This is a genomic window from Allopusillimonas ginsengisoli, from assembly GCF_004153455.1.
Taxonomy (GTDB): Bacteria; Pseudomonadota; Gammaproteobacteria; order Burkholderiales; family Burkholderiaceae_B; genus Allopusillimonas; species Allopusillimonas ginsengisoli.
Genome location: NZ_SDQE01000015.1, coordinates 75,500 through 88,791, shown reverse-complemented (window position 1 = coordinate 88,791; position 13,292 = coordinate 75,500). Strand labels below are relative to the sequence as shown.

The following is a 13,292-nucleotide window of genomic DNA, read 5'->3' as shown; positions in this document are numbered from 1 at the left end:
TTACGCGTCTACCGACACAACCGGCCAGCCGCATTGGCGAACTCTTGCCGCACAACTGGGTGCCAACCGCTTAAGTAGCTAACGCCGTTAACTCAGCAAGATGAGTTCCCCGGACGCTTACACGACATCGGCGCGGCGTGGAAGAAAACCAGCGAGGCCGGACGCCCCTACGTGTCTGTGACCCTAGACGATCCTTCGTTCCCTGCAACGGTCTATGCCCGCTTGATCGAGAGCGAGGACGGCGCGCACGACCTGATCTGGTCGCGCAGCAAGCCCAAGGCGTAACCGCTGCAGCGCCCCGTCCATTGGTGCGGGGCGTGCTTCATAAACTAATAAATCTTCTCGTGATTCAGAAAGCTCTGAATCCGCCATCACAGAACCAGTCGCTTTCTGCAAACGCTTGGAACGCAGAGACACGCCAGCCATTTATGCGCGCGGCGGCTGCACTTTCAGCGCGACTGGATAATTCACTGCGAACTATCGCAGCTCCGCCTATGTCGTGGAGCGTTTGTAACTGATGCCGAATGTTCAGCAGTTCATCAGCACCTTGCGCAGCGTAGAGCGCCCCTAATCCTAGAGCCTCAAAATGGAGGAGCATCCGCGCTGCAAGCACAGCATCCCAGTGATTGGGAGGGATAACAAAAAATTTCAAGGATGCGGGCGTGGTTGTTTGTACGGATGCAAACAACCAACGATCACCATCAATGTCATCAAAATAAGGATGAAGAGTTTCTTCGGAAGCGTTTGTTGGGAGGCTCGCAAGCTTGGCCTTATTGCAGTCTTTACATGATGGGACCAAATTTAACGGTACAACAGATAATATTGGATAGTGAGCCTTTGGCAGGTGATGGTCGAGTGTAGATGCATCTCGCTGAGCGCATAATGGGCATTTCCCTGAGCGAGCCAAGCTCATTAGTTTGTCGTAAGCGGCTCGGCCAGGAGCGGTCTTTGGCACCATTCGCTGGTTATATACAGCGTCCATCTCGGCTGTCGTCACTACTCCGTTGACGACAGCCTCGCGCACAAACTCATAAAGCCTTACTTGTGCAGCAAGGTCTGCGAAGGTTTCGGATGCTTGAGAAACATCCGCCTCTATTGATTCCAGACGCGTCTTGAGTTCCTTGTTTCGAACACGGCTTATGCATTGTTTAAAAACATCGCCAGCGTCAAGATCTGGATGTTCCAATTTAATCATTGGTCACCTTCACGATTAACCATAATGGCGCGAATTAATGCTCTTGCCTCACCTCCCAGCTTATGGTCAAACTTGGCGATGACATCCTCAAAATCATCTTCGTCGCGCGCGGCATCTCGTAGTAATTGATGGAAGCCGGCATCTGTTACTTCAAGACCAAATACCTCGCGGGTTAGCACTCCAACATTTTCACCGAATGTCTCGATAGTCGGACGTTCAGCTTGAACGATTCGGCCATTTCTCCAAATCTTCCAGACACATTGATTTGGCACCTCTTGAAGAATGACTGGCGAGTGCGTTGCAACGATCGCAACTCCATTGCGATTCACTAGAAGATCTGAAAGTGCGCGCACAAAGGCAGATAGCAGGGGGGGATGGAGATGCGCCTCTGGTTCATCCAATAAGACCAACGTCCGCTCTTCCACTGTTTCGACTAGGCGAGTAATAGTCAGGAGAACAATTTTGTGGCCAGAGCTAAGGTTACTAAATATTTTACGGGCGCTAGCCTTGAGTTCATCTGTTAATTCTTCATCTGCCAGCGAGGCCACGTCCGCAGCCTTGAAAATAGGATCTGCTTCTAGCATTAGCAGAGCTCGGCGCCAACGGCTTAGGCGGGCACTCTGACTACGGCAGACTAGGACGCTTGCACCGAATTCGCGCGATAAACTGTCCGGAGATTTGGGAGCCAAGGGTTTCCCCTCTGTTGTTACTCCTGAACGTTTAAGTCCCACGTAGGCACATGGAAGGCCCTCAGATCGGTCACGACGATTAGGCAAAGGGTCGAACGGATCAAATGCGCTGAAGGTCACTGACACCAAGTTGGCGAACAGGTCTTGGCCTTCATCTTCCTCTCCGGCCTCGAAGGCTCCTACGTCTTGGGGATTCGATCGTTGATCCACAAGTGAGCGCGACATGTTATTCAATAAGTGTGTCTTACCAACACCATTCCTACCGATCAGGACGTGGATATTAGTGGGTGGCATCGACTCAGGTTCGACAACAAAATTTAATTCAATCGGTGGTATTTTCGAACGGAGCTTTTGCGGACCTGTATAGGAGAAATTATAGCGAGACAGCCGAGCCCCTCCTTGAGCGAGCCTGGCATATTGACCCTGCACTGTGGCACGCGTAACTGATCGGAGCAGCGACACGCCAGTGACCTTTTCCTTGAGTGCAGTTTCGAGGCGCTGCGGATTGAATGCCATGTCGCGCAATCCTGTAAGCACGCGATCTCGTAAGTCCACACCTAAATCGTTTAGGGTTTCGTAGTAGGTGTCGTCTTGCCCAATAGAGAAAAAGTCATCGCCAAGAGTATCAAACGACGGCTCAAGATCAGGTCTGCGCTGATCCGGCCGCATGCCAGCCTGGCCTATCTTGACGCTCCCAATGCGATGAATTTCGCCTTTCGAATCTCTTATGTTTAGCGTATACATCGTGCTGAAAGTAAACCAGTCATCCCAGTTATCTGTCAGCAAATATGCCGCTTCCCTGTCTGTTCTTGGCAAGGAATGGCCGACAGGAAGCACAGTAAAGAATTTTTCCATTTGCCTTCTCGCCAAAATAAATTATGAAACAACTTAATTGTTGCTTTTGATTGTTTTTATAAAATAAAAATTGACATTTCTCACCCACCAATTGAGTGAAAGGTGTCAGTGATTTCCTTTAGCTCGTTCTGGACCTGCGCCAAAATATTATGGAAATTTTGTGCGTCGCCGTCTGAATAGGCCAAGGTCAATAGCGTGATCGGGTGGATTTTCATAACCTCACACAATTCAGTGAGTTTGGTTATGGTCGGACTTTTCAGACCGCGCTCTAGCGAACTAAGGTAGGTGCGGCTGGACACGTCCGAGAACGCCTCTTGGCTCAGGCCGCGTGCTTTCCTGATCTTTCGCAACGCATCGGGTAGCGATGGCTTGAGCGTTGTCATTCTGGACTTTCCCAAAAATCCAGAATGACAACTCATTGCGCCCTATAGGACTACAATCTATAGTGTTCATTTGTTCTATTTTGCCGTATTTTTGCCTTTACTGAAATCCGCATTGGCGGTTTTCTTCAAAAGCGGAGAGCCTGATCCGTGTCTTTCCTGACTTCCGTGCATGTGCCTTCGTGCTTCTACGCTTCTGCGGATGCGTGGGCTTGCGCATTGGTGCTTTCGTTGGAAGACGTGAAAGCGCCTCTGATGCTCCGCACATCGGTGGGAATACAGCCATGACCCCGCTCATCACCGCCGACGAGCGCACGCGCCTGCTGTCCAACGGCCAGGCCCGCGCTGCCGGGCAGGACACCGACCCGCTGCCCGTGGTGCGCCTGTTCACGCCAGATGCGCATGCCACTTGGCTGCTGGCTTCGCTCGACCCCGCCGATGGCGATACCGCCCACGGCCTGATCGACTTGGGGATTGGCATGCCTGCATTGGGAACGGTGAAGCTATCCGACCTGGCCGCCATCGTCGGGCCGCGCCAGCAGCCGGTGATGCGGGATCGCTACTTCCAGCCGGTGCGGCGGCTGTCGGAATACCTGCGACTGGCCGAAGACAGCGGCTCAATCACCGATTGAGGGCCACCGCCAAGCGAGGCGCACTGTGTCTATTTCGGTCTGGTCTGTGACCGGTTCGATCTGAATCGCCAGTGTTGCACCGCAGTGGTGCGTGCCTGATCGAAACGGTCATGATGCCTGGCGCGGGCTGCGGCAAGCTGACCGACGCGGCATGCCATTGGAGTGCGTTGCCGCCGTCGCACTCGGACGATTTCAGCAACGCATCGGAGTTCATCGGTCTTGACACTGCCAGTTTACGCTTCACCCATGACGTTTTGACGATGGTCTCGTAGCACGCCGTTTCGCCGTGGCGACGTATTCCCAGCACAGGGAGGTTGCCTCATGGCCGATCGCAGTGCCGAGCCGTGGTATGCCACGGCGGCCTATCTCTACGTTCTACATCTAGATAGCCCGGCGCTGGCCTGGGAGTACCTGCGCCGTCATCCAGACTATCGGCGCGACTGGCTGCGCCGTCGTCGCCAACCGGATGCTGCCGGGCATTGGGGGCTGCGCCTGCTGGAAGATCCCGCTCTGGATGCGCGGGACGCGCACCCGGCCTGGTTCCCCGATCACGATGCCGTGGTGCAGCTCTACCCGGATGCCGATCCACCGCCCGATGCCCTGTGCTTTGAGTTCTGGAAGCTGCCGGGCCACAAACACCTGATCCATGACGGCAAGCGCCTGGTGCTGGTGGCGCGCTGGCCTGGGTGCTGCCTGCGTTTCGTGCTCGCGCCAGGCTTGGCCGATGGCATGGCTTACGCCTATGCCATTCGAGCCTGCGCCGCGCCTTGCGAACGCTATGCGGCCCTGGCGAGCGAATTGAACAAGATCGCAGTAGCCGCCGGTGCCGCACCTGCGGCGACCGTCCGGCCACGCCCGCCGCTGTCCGCATTGCTGGAAATGCACACGCTGCAGGCGCTGGACGCGACCCTGGCGGGTGCGTCCTTGCGGGAGGTGGCCGAAGGGCTGTTTGGTGCGGATGCCGTTGCCGCCGACTGGCACGCCGACAGCGCTCTGCGCGCCCGCGTGCGGCGGCTGGTGCGCCGGGGCGATTGGCTGATGCGCGGCGGTTATCGCCGTCTGGCGCAACTTCCCCCCCGTTCCGCCGCATGAGGGGGGACGTTTCGCATCCCCTGCAGAACGTCCCTGAGCAAGAACCCCAAGTTTCTTGAGACTGCCTCTATCCGGTCGCGCTGTGTGGCCGGGCTTGATGGAGGTACATCCCATGCGACCCGCTCCCTTGCGGCCTGCCGCCGCTCCCGTTGCCACACCCGCACAACCCCAGCGCTATCTCACCAACGACGAAGCCGCCGACTACCTGCGCCTGTCACCGCGCACGCTGGAGAAACAGCGCGTCATCGGTGGTGGCCCGAAGTTTCGCAAGTTCGGCCGCCGCGTCATGTACGCCGTGGCCGACCTCGATGCCTGGGCGGAAACGCGCAGCTTCGAGACCACTTCCGACCCCGAATATGCCGAGCACCACTCGGCTGACAGCCGTGCGCGCTGATCGGCGCATCGCCGGTGGCCATCGCCATGTCCCGCCCACCAGGGCACACCTTGCAACAGCGCGAACAGCTCGACCTGTTCCGCGCTCTGCCGGGCGAGGACATGGCACCGCGCGATGCCCAGGACTTGATGGCTTATCCGTTTTTCTCGCTGGCGAAGTCGCGGCGCACCGCGCCGATCGACTTTCGCAGCGGCAACATCACCATCCGCGTGGAAGGCACGCAGGAGCATGGTATTGCCACCATCTGGGATGCCGACATCCTGATCTGGGCGGCCAGCCAGATCGTCGAAGCCAAGGACGCAGGCATCCAGCCGTCCCGGCGGATGCAGGCCACGCCCTACGAAATCCTACGCTTCATCGGGCGCGGCAAGTCGCTGCGCGACTACCAGCGTCTCAAGGCCGCGCTCGACCGGCTGCAATCGACCACAGTGGCCACGTCCATCCGCGAAACCACGGGAAGGCGATTGCATCGCTTCTCGTGGATAAACGAATGGAAAGAACTGGCCGATGCCAACGGCACGCCGCTGGGCATCGAGTTGATCCTGCCGGACTGGTTCTATGCGGGCGTGCTGGATGCTGCTCTGGTGCTGACCATCGACCCGACGTACTTCCGACTCACGGGTGGCATCGAGCGCTGGCTGTACCGCCTGGTGCGCAAGCATGGCGGCCGGCAGGAATACGGCTGGCAGTTCGACTTCCGGCATCTGCACCGCAAGTCGGGCAGCAGCACGCGGTTTTCGGATTTCGCCTACGACCTGCGGGCGCTGGTCGCCCGGCAATCGCTGCCGGGGTACGAGCTGGGCATCGTGCGGATTCCCGAGGACGACATGGAATTGCTGACCTTCCGGCCCGTGCCGCAGACGGCACGGGGATAACAGCGGGACAAGCTGTGGATGGGGTCGTGCTATCAGGAGTAAGAGGTGTCGTGCTATCAGGAGTACGCCTATCGTGCTATCAGGAGTACGAAAACGCCGGAAAGCCAGTAACGGCGAGGGTTTGCGATCCCTCTAACATTACTAACTTAAATTCTCTAACTATTGGTAGAGAAGCAGCATTGCGGTGGACAACTGCCGCAGGCCGAAAAGCCCGCCAGGAAAAGCCGAAAAAAACACCCCGTTCGGCACGGCAGAAACAGGCCGGTCTTCCAAGCTGGAGGGCCGCGCCATGATCGTCGCCTTGCTCAATCAGAAAGGCGGCGTCGGCAAGACCACGCTCGCCACGCACATCGCGGGCGAACTGGCCCTGCGCGGCCAGCACGTCGTCCTGCTGGATGCCGACCCGCAGGGTTCCTCGCTCGACTGGACGCAGCGCAGAAGCCAGCAAGGCTTGCCACGGCTGTTCAGCGCCGTGGGCCTGGCACGCGAGACACTGCACCAGGAAGCCCCAGAACTCGCCAGGCGGGCCGATCACGTCATCATCGACGGGCCACCCCGGATCGCCGCCTTGGCGCGCTCTGCGCTGCTGGCGGCCGAACGGGTGCTGATTCCGGTACAGCCCAGCCCCTATGACCTGTGGGCCAGCGCCGAGATGGTGGCGCTGATTCGTGAGGCTCAGGTGTTCCGGCCTGCGCTACGCGCGGCCTTCGTCATCAACCGGCGCGTCAGCACCACGGTGATCGGGCGCGAAGCGCGACAAGCCTTGGCGGAACAGCCGTTGCCAGCGCTGCGCAGCGAGGTGCGCCAGCGCATCGTCTTCGCCGACAGCGTGGCTGCCGGTCGATTGGCGCGGGAGACAGCCCCCGATAGTGCGGCGGCGCAGGAAATCACCGCGCTGGTCGATGAGCTGCTGCGGTGGCCGTCATGAGCGACAACAGCAACCCACCCAACAGCAAACGCCCGGCCAAGCGGGTCGGCATCGGCGCGCGTCCGCCCGCCAATCCACACGCCGAGGCCTGGATTCGCCAGGGCGACGCGGATGCGCTCAACAAGGGCGACCTCTACACCGCTCGCCTGACCCTGGACATCACGCCCGCCATGCGGGCACGCATCAAGGTGTCGGCCTTCACGCAAGGCGTGACCGTGGCCGACCTGCTGCGCGGTTTGCTGGAGCGCGAGTTTCCAGAACACCGCAGGGAGAGCACACTGTGACCACATCCGCATTGCCTGCTGCCGCGCCTGTTGCCATCGCGATCACGGCTGCACACGCAGCACCTTCCGGCCTGCCTGCCAGTGCACCGCTGACGCGCGTATCGCTCGCCTACATCGAACCACGTTTCAAACTCTACCTGCGCTTCGGCGAACCAGCGCGCACGCTCCAACTCGACCGCTGGCGGCGCTGCGCCATGTTCATGCCGGGTGTGATGTTCTGCCGCGTTCGTTGGCAGGCCAACGACTACGGAACGATCCGCTGGCAGCTCATGGTAATGCAGGCTGCTACACCGCTTGATGCCGTACAGCGCATCCCAGGCGTGCAGCCGGGCGCGTGCCTTCTGCTGCATGCCGAAGGTGATGCCAATGTGCGCGCTGTGCTGGAACGCATCGACGGTATCGAGGCGCTGGGGATCGCTGCCATCGACGTGTCGCCCGCGTACTGGCGCACGCTCGCTAACCGGCTCGCCGCGCATTTGCCGCTGCCCGAATACACCGCCGAGCGGCACGCCGCCTGGCTGGCCGGGAGGGCGCTGCCATGACGGCCCATCCCACTGCCGCACGCACACAAGCCGCGCCGCTTCCTCGCTCGCGCCTTCGCGCTCGCTTCGTGCTGGCGGGCTTCGCCGCTGTCGGCCTCGCTGCGCTGGCCTGGGCGGCTTTCGTGCAGCCGCTGCCGCGCCTGACCTACAACCCGTCCGATAGCGTGGCGGTCGGCTGGTATCGCATCGAACCGTTCGACCTGCGCGCCGCCTCGCTGCCACGTCCGTTGCCCGTGGACAGCATCGTGCTGGTGCCGCTGCCCGACAGGGCCGCCACGCTGGCTGCGCAGCGCGGCTACCTGCCGACGCGCGTGCCGCTGCTCAAACGTGTGGGCGCCGTCGCGCCACAACACGTTTGCATCGTCGCCGGGCAGGTACGCATCGACGGCGTGCCTTCGGCCGCCGTGCTGCCTGCCGACCGGCTGGGCCGCCCGCTGCCATCCTTGCAGCTTTGCCGCCGCCTCGAACCGGGCGAGCTGTTCCTGTTGAGCGTGACCAACCCAGCGTCGTTCGACAGCCGCTATTTCGGCCCGGTCAGCGCATCCGCAGTGATCGGCGTTGCGCATCCGGTCTGGCTGGAGACACGTCCATGATAGCCGCCAATTCGCTGCGCTCCGGCGTGCCATCGGGCATGTCGTTCTACTGTTCGTCGCCGTGTCGTCGCGCGTGCAGTGCGGGTGCCAATCCTACGCATTGGGCACCGCACTTCGCGCTGCCTTCGGCGCAGCCGTCCAACGTGCAGGCGTCTTGCCTCGAACGCGCCCGGCCTGCGGCCTTCATGGCGTCAGTTCGCGCGTTCGCCGGCGGGCTGGCTGCAAGCAGCGCAGCGCCGCCGGGCCGCCGAGGCCCGGAGCGACAGCGAAGGGCAAAGGCGGAAGGCAAGACAAAAGGACGCGGCACCGGGCCGCGTCGAAAGCCAGTCTGCACATGGGGGTGGCGCGGCACGCAGCGGCTTCGCCGCCGTGCCGCGTGGGGCGCGAGACCCGCGCCAATGAAGGCATATCCGCGTGCTTTGTACGACCGGACACGCCAGAGCTTGCAGAGGGCACAACCATGAACGACCGCCGCGACGACGATTTCCGCGTGCGCCCCAGCGCCCCCAAGAACCGGGGCAAGGGCCAGGGGCAGAGCTTCGTTTCCAAGGTGCTCAAGCAAGCGGGCAAAGCCAGCAGCGGCAAGCCGGCCGTGCGCCGTCCTGCCACTGGCGGCAACGGCCAGCGCGCCGGCCAGCGGCCCGGTTCACGCCTGGGGCGCGGCCACACGGCGGCGCGTTTCGCGGGCGCGAAGCTCACGCCCATGTCGCGGCGCGTGACCATCAAGACCCTGCTGGTCAACCAGCGCAACGCCAGCCCGCAGTCGCTCGCCAAGCACCTGCGCTACATCGAGCGCGACGGCGCGGGCCGCGATGGCGAACCGGGCCGGGCCTACGGGCCGCAGGCCGACGAAGCCGGCCTCGACGCCTTCAAGGAACGCTGCCAGGACGACCGGCACCATTTCCGTTTCATCGTCTCGCCGGAGGACGGGGCCGAACTGGACGACCTGCACACCTACACCCGGCACCTGATGAACCGCATGGAAGCCGACCTGGGGACGCGGCTGGATTGGGTGGCGGTGGATCACTGGAACACCGACAACCCGCACACCCACCTGATCGTGCGCGGACGCGACGACACCGGCAAAGACCTCATCATCGCCGGCGACTACATCGCCCACGGCTTCCGCCATCGCGCCGCCGAGCTGGAGACGGAATGGCTGGGGCCGCGCACCGAACTGGAGATCCAGCAGACCTTGCAGCGCGAGGTGGAGCAAGAGCGGTGGACGAGCCTCGACCGCACGTTGCAGCGCGAGGCCGGCGAGGATGGCTGGGTGCAGATCGAACGCTTCAACGAACCCGGGCTACAACGCCAGCGCCTGCTGCTGATCGGCCGCCTGCAACGCTTGCAGCGCCTGGGCCTAGCCGACGAGACGCAGCCCGGCACCTGGGCCGTCCATGCGGACGCCGAGAAGACCTTGCGCGCCCTGGGCGAGCGTGGCGACATCATCCGCACCATGCAGCGCGCCATGAGCGGTCAGCCCCGCGAGCTGGCGGTGTTTGAGCCGGCCGACGATGGCCGTACCGTCATCGGTCGCGTGGCCGCGAAGGGGCTGGCCGACGAACTGCACGACCGTGGCTATCTGGTCATCGACGGCGTGGACGGCAAGGCCCACTATGTCGCCTTGAACACCCGCGACGAGCTGGTGAACTATCCCACCGGAGCCGTGGTGGAGGTACGCGGTGCCGCCGAGGTGCGGTCAGCCGACAAGAACATCGTCGCGCTGGCGAGCGATGGCCTGTACCGCACCGATCATCACCTGGCGATCGAGCAAGGCCGAGCCAAGCCCGGCCGCGACCCGCAGGAGGTCGTCGCGGCCCACGTTCGCCGGCTGGAAGCCTTGCGCCGGGCCGGCATTGTGGAACGTGTGGCGGACGGACTATGGAAGGTGCCGGACGACCTGGCCGAGCGTGGCCGCCAGTACGACGCGCAACGGCTGGGCGGCGTGGCGGTGGAACTGAAATCGCACCTGCCAATCGAGCGGCAGGCCCGCGTGATTGGGGCCACCTGGCTGGATCAGCAGTTGATCGGTGGCGGTAAGGGGCTGGGCGACCTGGGCTTTGGCGGCGATACCAAGCAAGCCTTGCAGCAGCGCGCCGACTTCCTGGCCGAACAGGGGTTGGCCGAGCGGCGGGGACAGCGTGTGATCCTCGCCCGGAACCTGCTGGGCACGCTGCGCAATCGGGAACTGGCGCAGGTCGCCAAGGACATTGCCGCCGACACCGGACTACAGCATCGGCCCGTCACCGACGGGCAGCGCGTGACCGGCATCTACCGGCGCTCGGTCATGCTCGCCAGCGGGCGTTACGCCATGCTCGACAACGGCAAGGGGTTCAGCCTCGTGCCGTGGAAGCCGGTGATCGAACAGCGGCTGGGGCAGCAGCTCGCTGCGACAGTACGCGGCGGCGGGGTGTCGTGGGAGATTGGACGGCAGCGTGGGCCAACGATTGGATAACGCTATCGACTCATCATTCACCGTCAGCGGTTTTGAGCTGCTGCGCATACACCACCAACCGTAGGTGCCGGTCTTCGTCAACCGTCAATGATGTGTGCTCAAACGGTTCGGCCTGACCGTTGATGACCATTTTGCGCATGCCGTTGCAGGACGCATGCACATCATGCGTCCGCCACCACGCCTTGAACTCCGGCGACACCCGTTCCAGCTCATCCACCAGTTCATGAATGTCCGCTTCCTGCGTGGCGCGGGCGAAGTCACGGCGGAAGCTGGAGAGCATCAGCGGGGCTTGTGCTTCCCATTCGTGGAAACGGGCATGCAGGGCCGGATCGGTGAACAGCAGCCAGAGCAGATTGCGCCGCTCGGGCGTGTGCTTGCCGAAACCGAAAAGTGCATCAGCCGGTGCATTGAAGCCCAATACGTCCCATCGCAGATTGAGCACGAAGGCCGGGTGCGGTAAATCGTGCATCAGGCGGCGCACCATCGGCGGCAGCACGCACCAGGTCTTGCCCGGTTCGGCGGGCGGCCGTTCGTGGGCCAGCAGGAACAGGTGGCGGCGTTCGGCAGCATCCAGTTTTAGCACCCGCGCCAGGTTATCCAAAAAGGTGGCCGACACGCCAATGTCGCGCCCCTGTTCCAGCCATGTGTACCAGGTCAGACCAACACCGGCGAGCGCGGCGACTTCCTCGCGCCGCAGTCCTGGCGTGCGGCGGCGGCCACCGCTGGGCAAGCCCACGTCGGCAGGCGAAAGGCGTTCGCGGTGCGCCCGCAGGAAAGCCGCCAGATCGGAGCGGGTTCGTTCCAGAGTTCGCATCATTTATCTCGTTGTTTTAAGTAATAGCATAAATAGTTAAATTGTAATTGTTTAAAAAGAGTTTGAGAATGATCGCGTCTTTACCCTGGATACGCAAGATGAACTCGAATTCCTGCCTCTCGACGCCGCCTGCGCGCGCCGTCAGCGGCCCGCCGTGGCTCGGTTTATCCGTGCTGCTGCTGGCCGGTTTCGTCACGATCTTTGACCTGTTCGTGGTCAATGTCGCCATTCCCAGCATGCAGGCCGATCTGGACGCGAACTTCGCGCAGATCGGCTTCATCGTGGCTGGCTATGAACTGGCCTTCGGCGTGCTGCTGATTACCGGCGGGCGGCTGGGCGACCTGTTCGGGCGACGGCGCCTGTTCGTCGTCGGCATGGCCGGCTTCACGCTGGCCTCGGCCTTGTGCGGGCTGGCGCCCAGCGCCGGCTTCCTGATCGGCGCGCGGGTGTTGCAAGGGCTGGCGGCTGCCTTGCTGTTCCCCCAAGTCTATGCGTCCATCCGCGTCAACTTCGACGGCGACGACAGCCGCCGCGCCTTCGGCCTGCTGGGCATGACGCTGGGCCTGGCCGCCATCGCCGGGCAGGTGCTGGGCGGCTGGCTGGTGCATGCTGACCTGTTCGGGCTGGGCTGGCGCAGCATCTTTCTCATCAACGTGCCCATCGGCCTGTTCGCCATCGCTGCGGCGCGGTGCATTCCAGAATCCCGCGCGCCGCAGCGCCCGGCACTGGACTGGACGGGCGTGGCACTGGTCAGCGCCGGGCTGGCGTTGCTGCTGGTGCCGCTGATCGAGGGGCCGGGCCAAGGCTGGCCGGCCTGGAGCGTGGGGGCGCTGGGCGTGGCGGCGATGCTGCTTGTGCTGTTCTACCGGCAGCAGGAGCAGCGGCGGATTGCCGGTCGTTTGCCGTTGGTGGATATGCGCCTGATGGCCCAGCGCCGCTTCGCGCTGGGCGCGGTGCTGGTGCTGCTGGTCTATTCCACGTCTAGTTCCTTCTTCCTGTGCTTCGCCTTGCTGGTGCAGACCGGACTGGGACTTGACCCTTTCATGGCGGGCAGCATCTTCGCGCCGTGCAGCGTGGGCTTCGTGCTGGCATCCTTGGCCGCGCCACGTTTGGTCGCGCGCTGGGGGACGCGGGCCATCGTGGCGGGTGCGATGGTCTATGCGATGTCCATCGGGCTGCTGATCGCACAGGTGTGGATGGCTGGCGCGGAACTGGTGCCCGCGCGGCTGATCCCCGTGCTGGTCGTGGTTGGCGCTGGCCAAGGGTTCATCATGACGCCGCTGCTGAATCTGGTGCTGGGCTTTGTCGATGAAGCGCAGGCCGGCATGGCGTCGGGCGTGATCTCGACCGTGCAGCAGGTCGGTGCGGCGTTGGGGGTTGCTGTCGTCGGCATCTTGTTCAGTTCTGCACTCGTTGTAGGCGATGGGGCAGCGCAAGCAGGCCAGTATGCCTCGGCCTTTGTCGCAGGGATGTTCTACAACTTGGGTGCAGCCCTACTGGTGTGCATACTTTTGCTGATACTGGCGAGAATGCAGCGGTCAGCGGACTGACAGAGGAAGATGCA

General features: G+C 62.4%; 14 protein-coding genes and 1 pseudogene. 11 read left to right on the top strand and 4 right to left on the bottom strand.

Going from position 1 to position 13,292, the window contains the following annotated elements:
• Positions 1–120: 120 nt before the first annotated feature.
• A pseudogene (locus ERE07_RS19555) lies at positions 121–285 on the top strand (DUF736 domain-containing protein); the annotation flags it as partial.
• A gap of 64 nt (positions 286–349) precedes the next feature.
• Here ERE07_RS19555 and ERE07_RS19550 read toward each other — a convergent pair.
• The 3 genes from ERE07_RS19550 to ERE07_RS19540 all read right to left on the bottom strand — a co-directional run bounded on the left by ERE07_RS19550 (position 350) and on the right by ERE07_RS19540 (position 3,122).
• The gene (locus tag ERE07_RS19550) at positions 350–1,195 is read right to left on the bottom strand and encodes an HNH endonuclease (RefSeq protein WP_130010714.1); all 846 of its coding nucleotides are present in this window, start codon (positions 1,193–1,195) and stop codon (positions 350–352) included.
• Positions 1,192–2,739 carry an AAA family ATPase gene (locus tag ERE07_RS19545; protein ID WP_167671010.1) on the bottom strand — a complete coding sequence of 516 codons (1,548 nt, stop codon included), beginning with the start codon at positions 2,737–2,739 and terminating at the stop codon, positions 1,192–1,194. Before ERE07_RS19545 ends, ERE07_RS19550 begins: the two co-directional genes overlap by 4 nt.
• Before the next feature lie 80 nt (positions 2,740–2,819).
• Positions 2,820–3,122, bottom strand: a complete 303-nt coding sequence (locus tag ERE07_RS19540) for a helix-turn-helix domain-containing protein (RefSeq protein WP_130010713.1) — start codon at positions 3,120–3,122, stop codon at positions 2,820–2,822.
• A 281-nt stretch (positions 3,123–3,403) separates the two neighbouring features.
• Here ERE07_RS19540 and ERE07_RS19535 point away from each other — a divergent pair, with 281 nt between their 5' ends.
• The 9 genes from ERE07_RS19535 to ERE07_RS19485 all read left to right on the top strand — a co-directional run bounded on the left by ERE07_RS19535 (position 3,404) and on the right by ERE07_RS19485 (position 10,914).
• Complete coding sequence (locus ERE07_RS19535; RefSeq protein ID WP_130010723.1) at positions 3,404–3,751, top strand: DUF2958 domain-containing protein; 348 nt, start codon at positions 3,404–3,406, stop codon at positions 3,749–3,751.
• A 321-nt stretch (positions 3,752–4,072) separates the two neighbouring features.
• Positions 4,073–4,843, top strand: a complete 771-nt coding sequence (locus tag ERE07_RS19530) for a DUF2285 domain-containing protein (RefSeq protein ID WP_130010712.1) — start codon at positions 4,073–4,075, stop codon at positions 4,841–4,843.
• Positions 4,844–4,955: 112 nt separating this feature from the next.
• Positions 4,956–5,237: a helix-turn-helix domain-containing protein gene (locus ERE07_RS19525; protein WP_014995090.1), complete on the top strand. Its 282-nt coding sequence runs from the start codon at positions 4,956–4,958 to the stop codon at positions 5,235–5,237.
• A gap of 26 nt (positions 5,238–5,263) precedes the next feature.
• Positions 5,264–6,112 carry a replication initiator protein A gene (locus tag ERE07_RS19520; protein WP_209021195.1) on the top strand — a complete coding sequence of 283 codons (849 nt, stop codon included), beginning with the start codon at positions 5,264–5,266 and terminating at the stop codon, positions 6,110–6,112.
• Between the two features lie 289 nt (positions 6,113–6,401).
• Positions 6,402–7,040 (top strand): ParA family partition ATPase, encoded by a 639-nt coding sequence (gene parA, locus ERE07_RS19510; protein WP_046602333.1) that lies wholly within the window; start codon positions 6,402–6,404, stop codon positions 7,038–7,040.
• A complete protein-coding gene (locus ERE07_RS19505; RefSeq protein WP_130010710.1) occupies positions 7,037–7,324 on the top strand; it encodes a chromosome partitioning protein ParB in 288 nt (95 codons plus the stop codon). Before parA ends, ERE07_RS19505 begins: the two co-directional genes overlap by 4 nt.
• Entirely contained in the window at positions 7,321–7,866 is a 546-nt protein-coding gene (locus tag ERE07_RS19500; protein WP_130010709.1) for a DUF2840 domain-containing protein, read from the top strand. Before ERE07_RS19505 ends, ERE07_RS19500 begins: the two co-directional genes overlap by 4 nt.
• Complete coding sequence (locus ERE07_RS19495) at positions 7,863–8,459, top strand: S26 family signal peptidase (protein ID WP_130010708.1); 597 nt, start codon at positions 7,863–7,865, stop codon at positions 8,457–8,459. The genes ERE07_RS19500 and ERE07_RS19495 overlap by 4 nt, the downstream gene beginning before the upstream one ends.
• A 460-nt stretch (positions 8,460–8,919) precedes the next feature.
• On the top strand, positions 8,920–10,914 hold the full coding sequence (locus tag ERE07_RS19485) for a relaxase/mobilization nuclease and DUF3363 domain-containing protein (protein WP_130010706.1): 1,995 nt from the start codon (positions 8,920–8,922) through the stop codon (positions 10,912–10,914).
• Positions 10,915–10,927: 13 nt separating this feature from the next.
• Here the strand turns inward: ERE07_RS19485 and ERE07_RS19480 are convergent, their stop codons facing one another.
• Positions 10,928–11,728: a helix-turn-helix transcriptional regulator gene (locus ERE07_RS19480; protein WP_130010722.1), complete on the bottom strand. Its 801-nt coding sequence runs from the start codon at positions 11,726–11,728 to the stop codon at positions 10,928–10,930.
• A 98-nt stretch (positions 11,729–11,826) separates the two neighbouring features.
• On the opposite strand from ERE07_RS19480, the gene ERE07_RS19475 reads away from it, so the two are divergent.
• Positions 11,827–13,278: an MFS transporter gene (locus ERE07_RS19475; RefSeq protein WP_130010721.1), complete on the top strand. Its 1,452-nt coding sequence runs from the start codon at positions 11,827–11,829 to the stop codon at positions 13,276–13,278.
• Positions 13,279–13,292: the final 14 nt, after the last annotated feature.

Bases quoted from the DNA above. Each gene is read 5' to 3' on its own strand.
- ERE07_RS19550 (WP_130010714.1), bottom strand. From the start codon at position 1,195: ATGATTAAATTGGAACATCCAGATCTTGACGCTGGCGATGTTTTTAAA.
- ERE07_RS19545 (WP_167671010.1), bottom strand. From the start codon at position 2,739: ATGGAAAAATTCTTTACTGTGCTTCCTGTCGGCCATTCCTTGCCAAGA.
- ERE07_RS19540 (WP_130010713.1), bottom strand. From the start codon at position 3,122: ATGACAACGCTCAAGCCATCGCTACCCGATGCGTTGCGAAAGATCAGG.
- ERE07_RS19535 (WP_130010723.1), top strand. From the start codon at position 3,404: ATGACCCCGCTCATCACCGCCGACGAGCGCACGCGCCTGCTGTCCAAC.
- ERE07_RS19530 (WP_130010712.1), top strand. From the start codon at position 4,073: ATGGCCGATCGCAGTGCCGAGCCGTGGTATGCCACGGCGGCCTATCTC.
- ERE07_RS19525 (WP_014995090.1), top strand. From the start codon at position 4,956: ATGCGACCCGCTCCCTTGCGGCCTGCCGCCGCTCCCGTTGCCACACCC.
- ERE07_RS19520 (WP_209021195.1), top strand. From the start codon at position 5,264: ATGTCCCGCCCACCAGGGCACACCTTGCAACAGCGCGAACAGCTCGAC.
- parA (WP_046602333.1), top strand. From the start codon at position 6,402: ATGATCGTCGCCTTGCTCAATCAGAAAGGCGGCGTCGGCAAGACCACG.
- ERE07_RS19505 (WP_130010710.1), top strand. From the start codon at position 7,037: ATGAGCGACAACAGCAACCCACCCAACAGCAAACGCCCGGCCAAGCGG.
- ERE07_RS19495 (WP_130010708.1), top strand. From the start codon at position 7,863: ATGACGGCCCATCCCACTGCCGCACGCACACAAGCCGCGCCGCTTCCT.
- ERE07_RS19485 (WP_130010706.1), top strand. From the start codon at position 8,920: ATGAACGACCGCCGCGACGACGATTTCCGCGTGCGCCCCAGCGCCCCC.
- ERE07_RS19480 (WP_130010722.1), bottom strand. From the start codon at position 11,728: ATGCGAACTCTGGAACGAACCCGCTCCGATCTGGCGGCTTTCCTGCGG.
- ERE07_RS19475 (WP_130010721.1), top strand. From the start codon at position 11,827: ATGAACTCGAATTCCTGCCTCTCGACGCCGCCTGCGCGCGCCGTCAGC.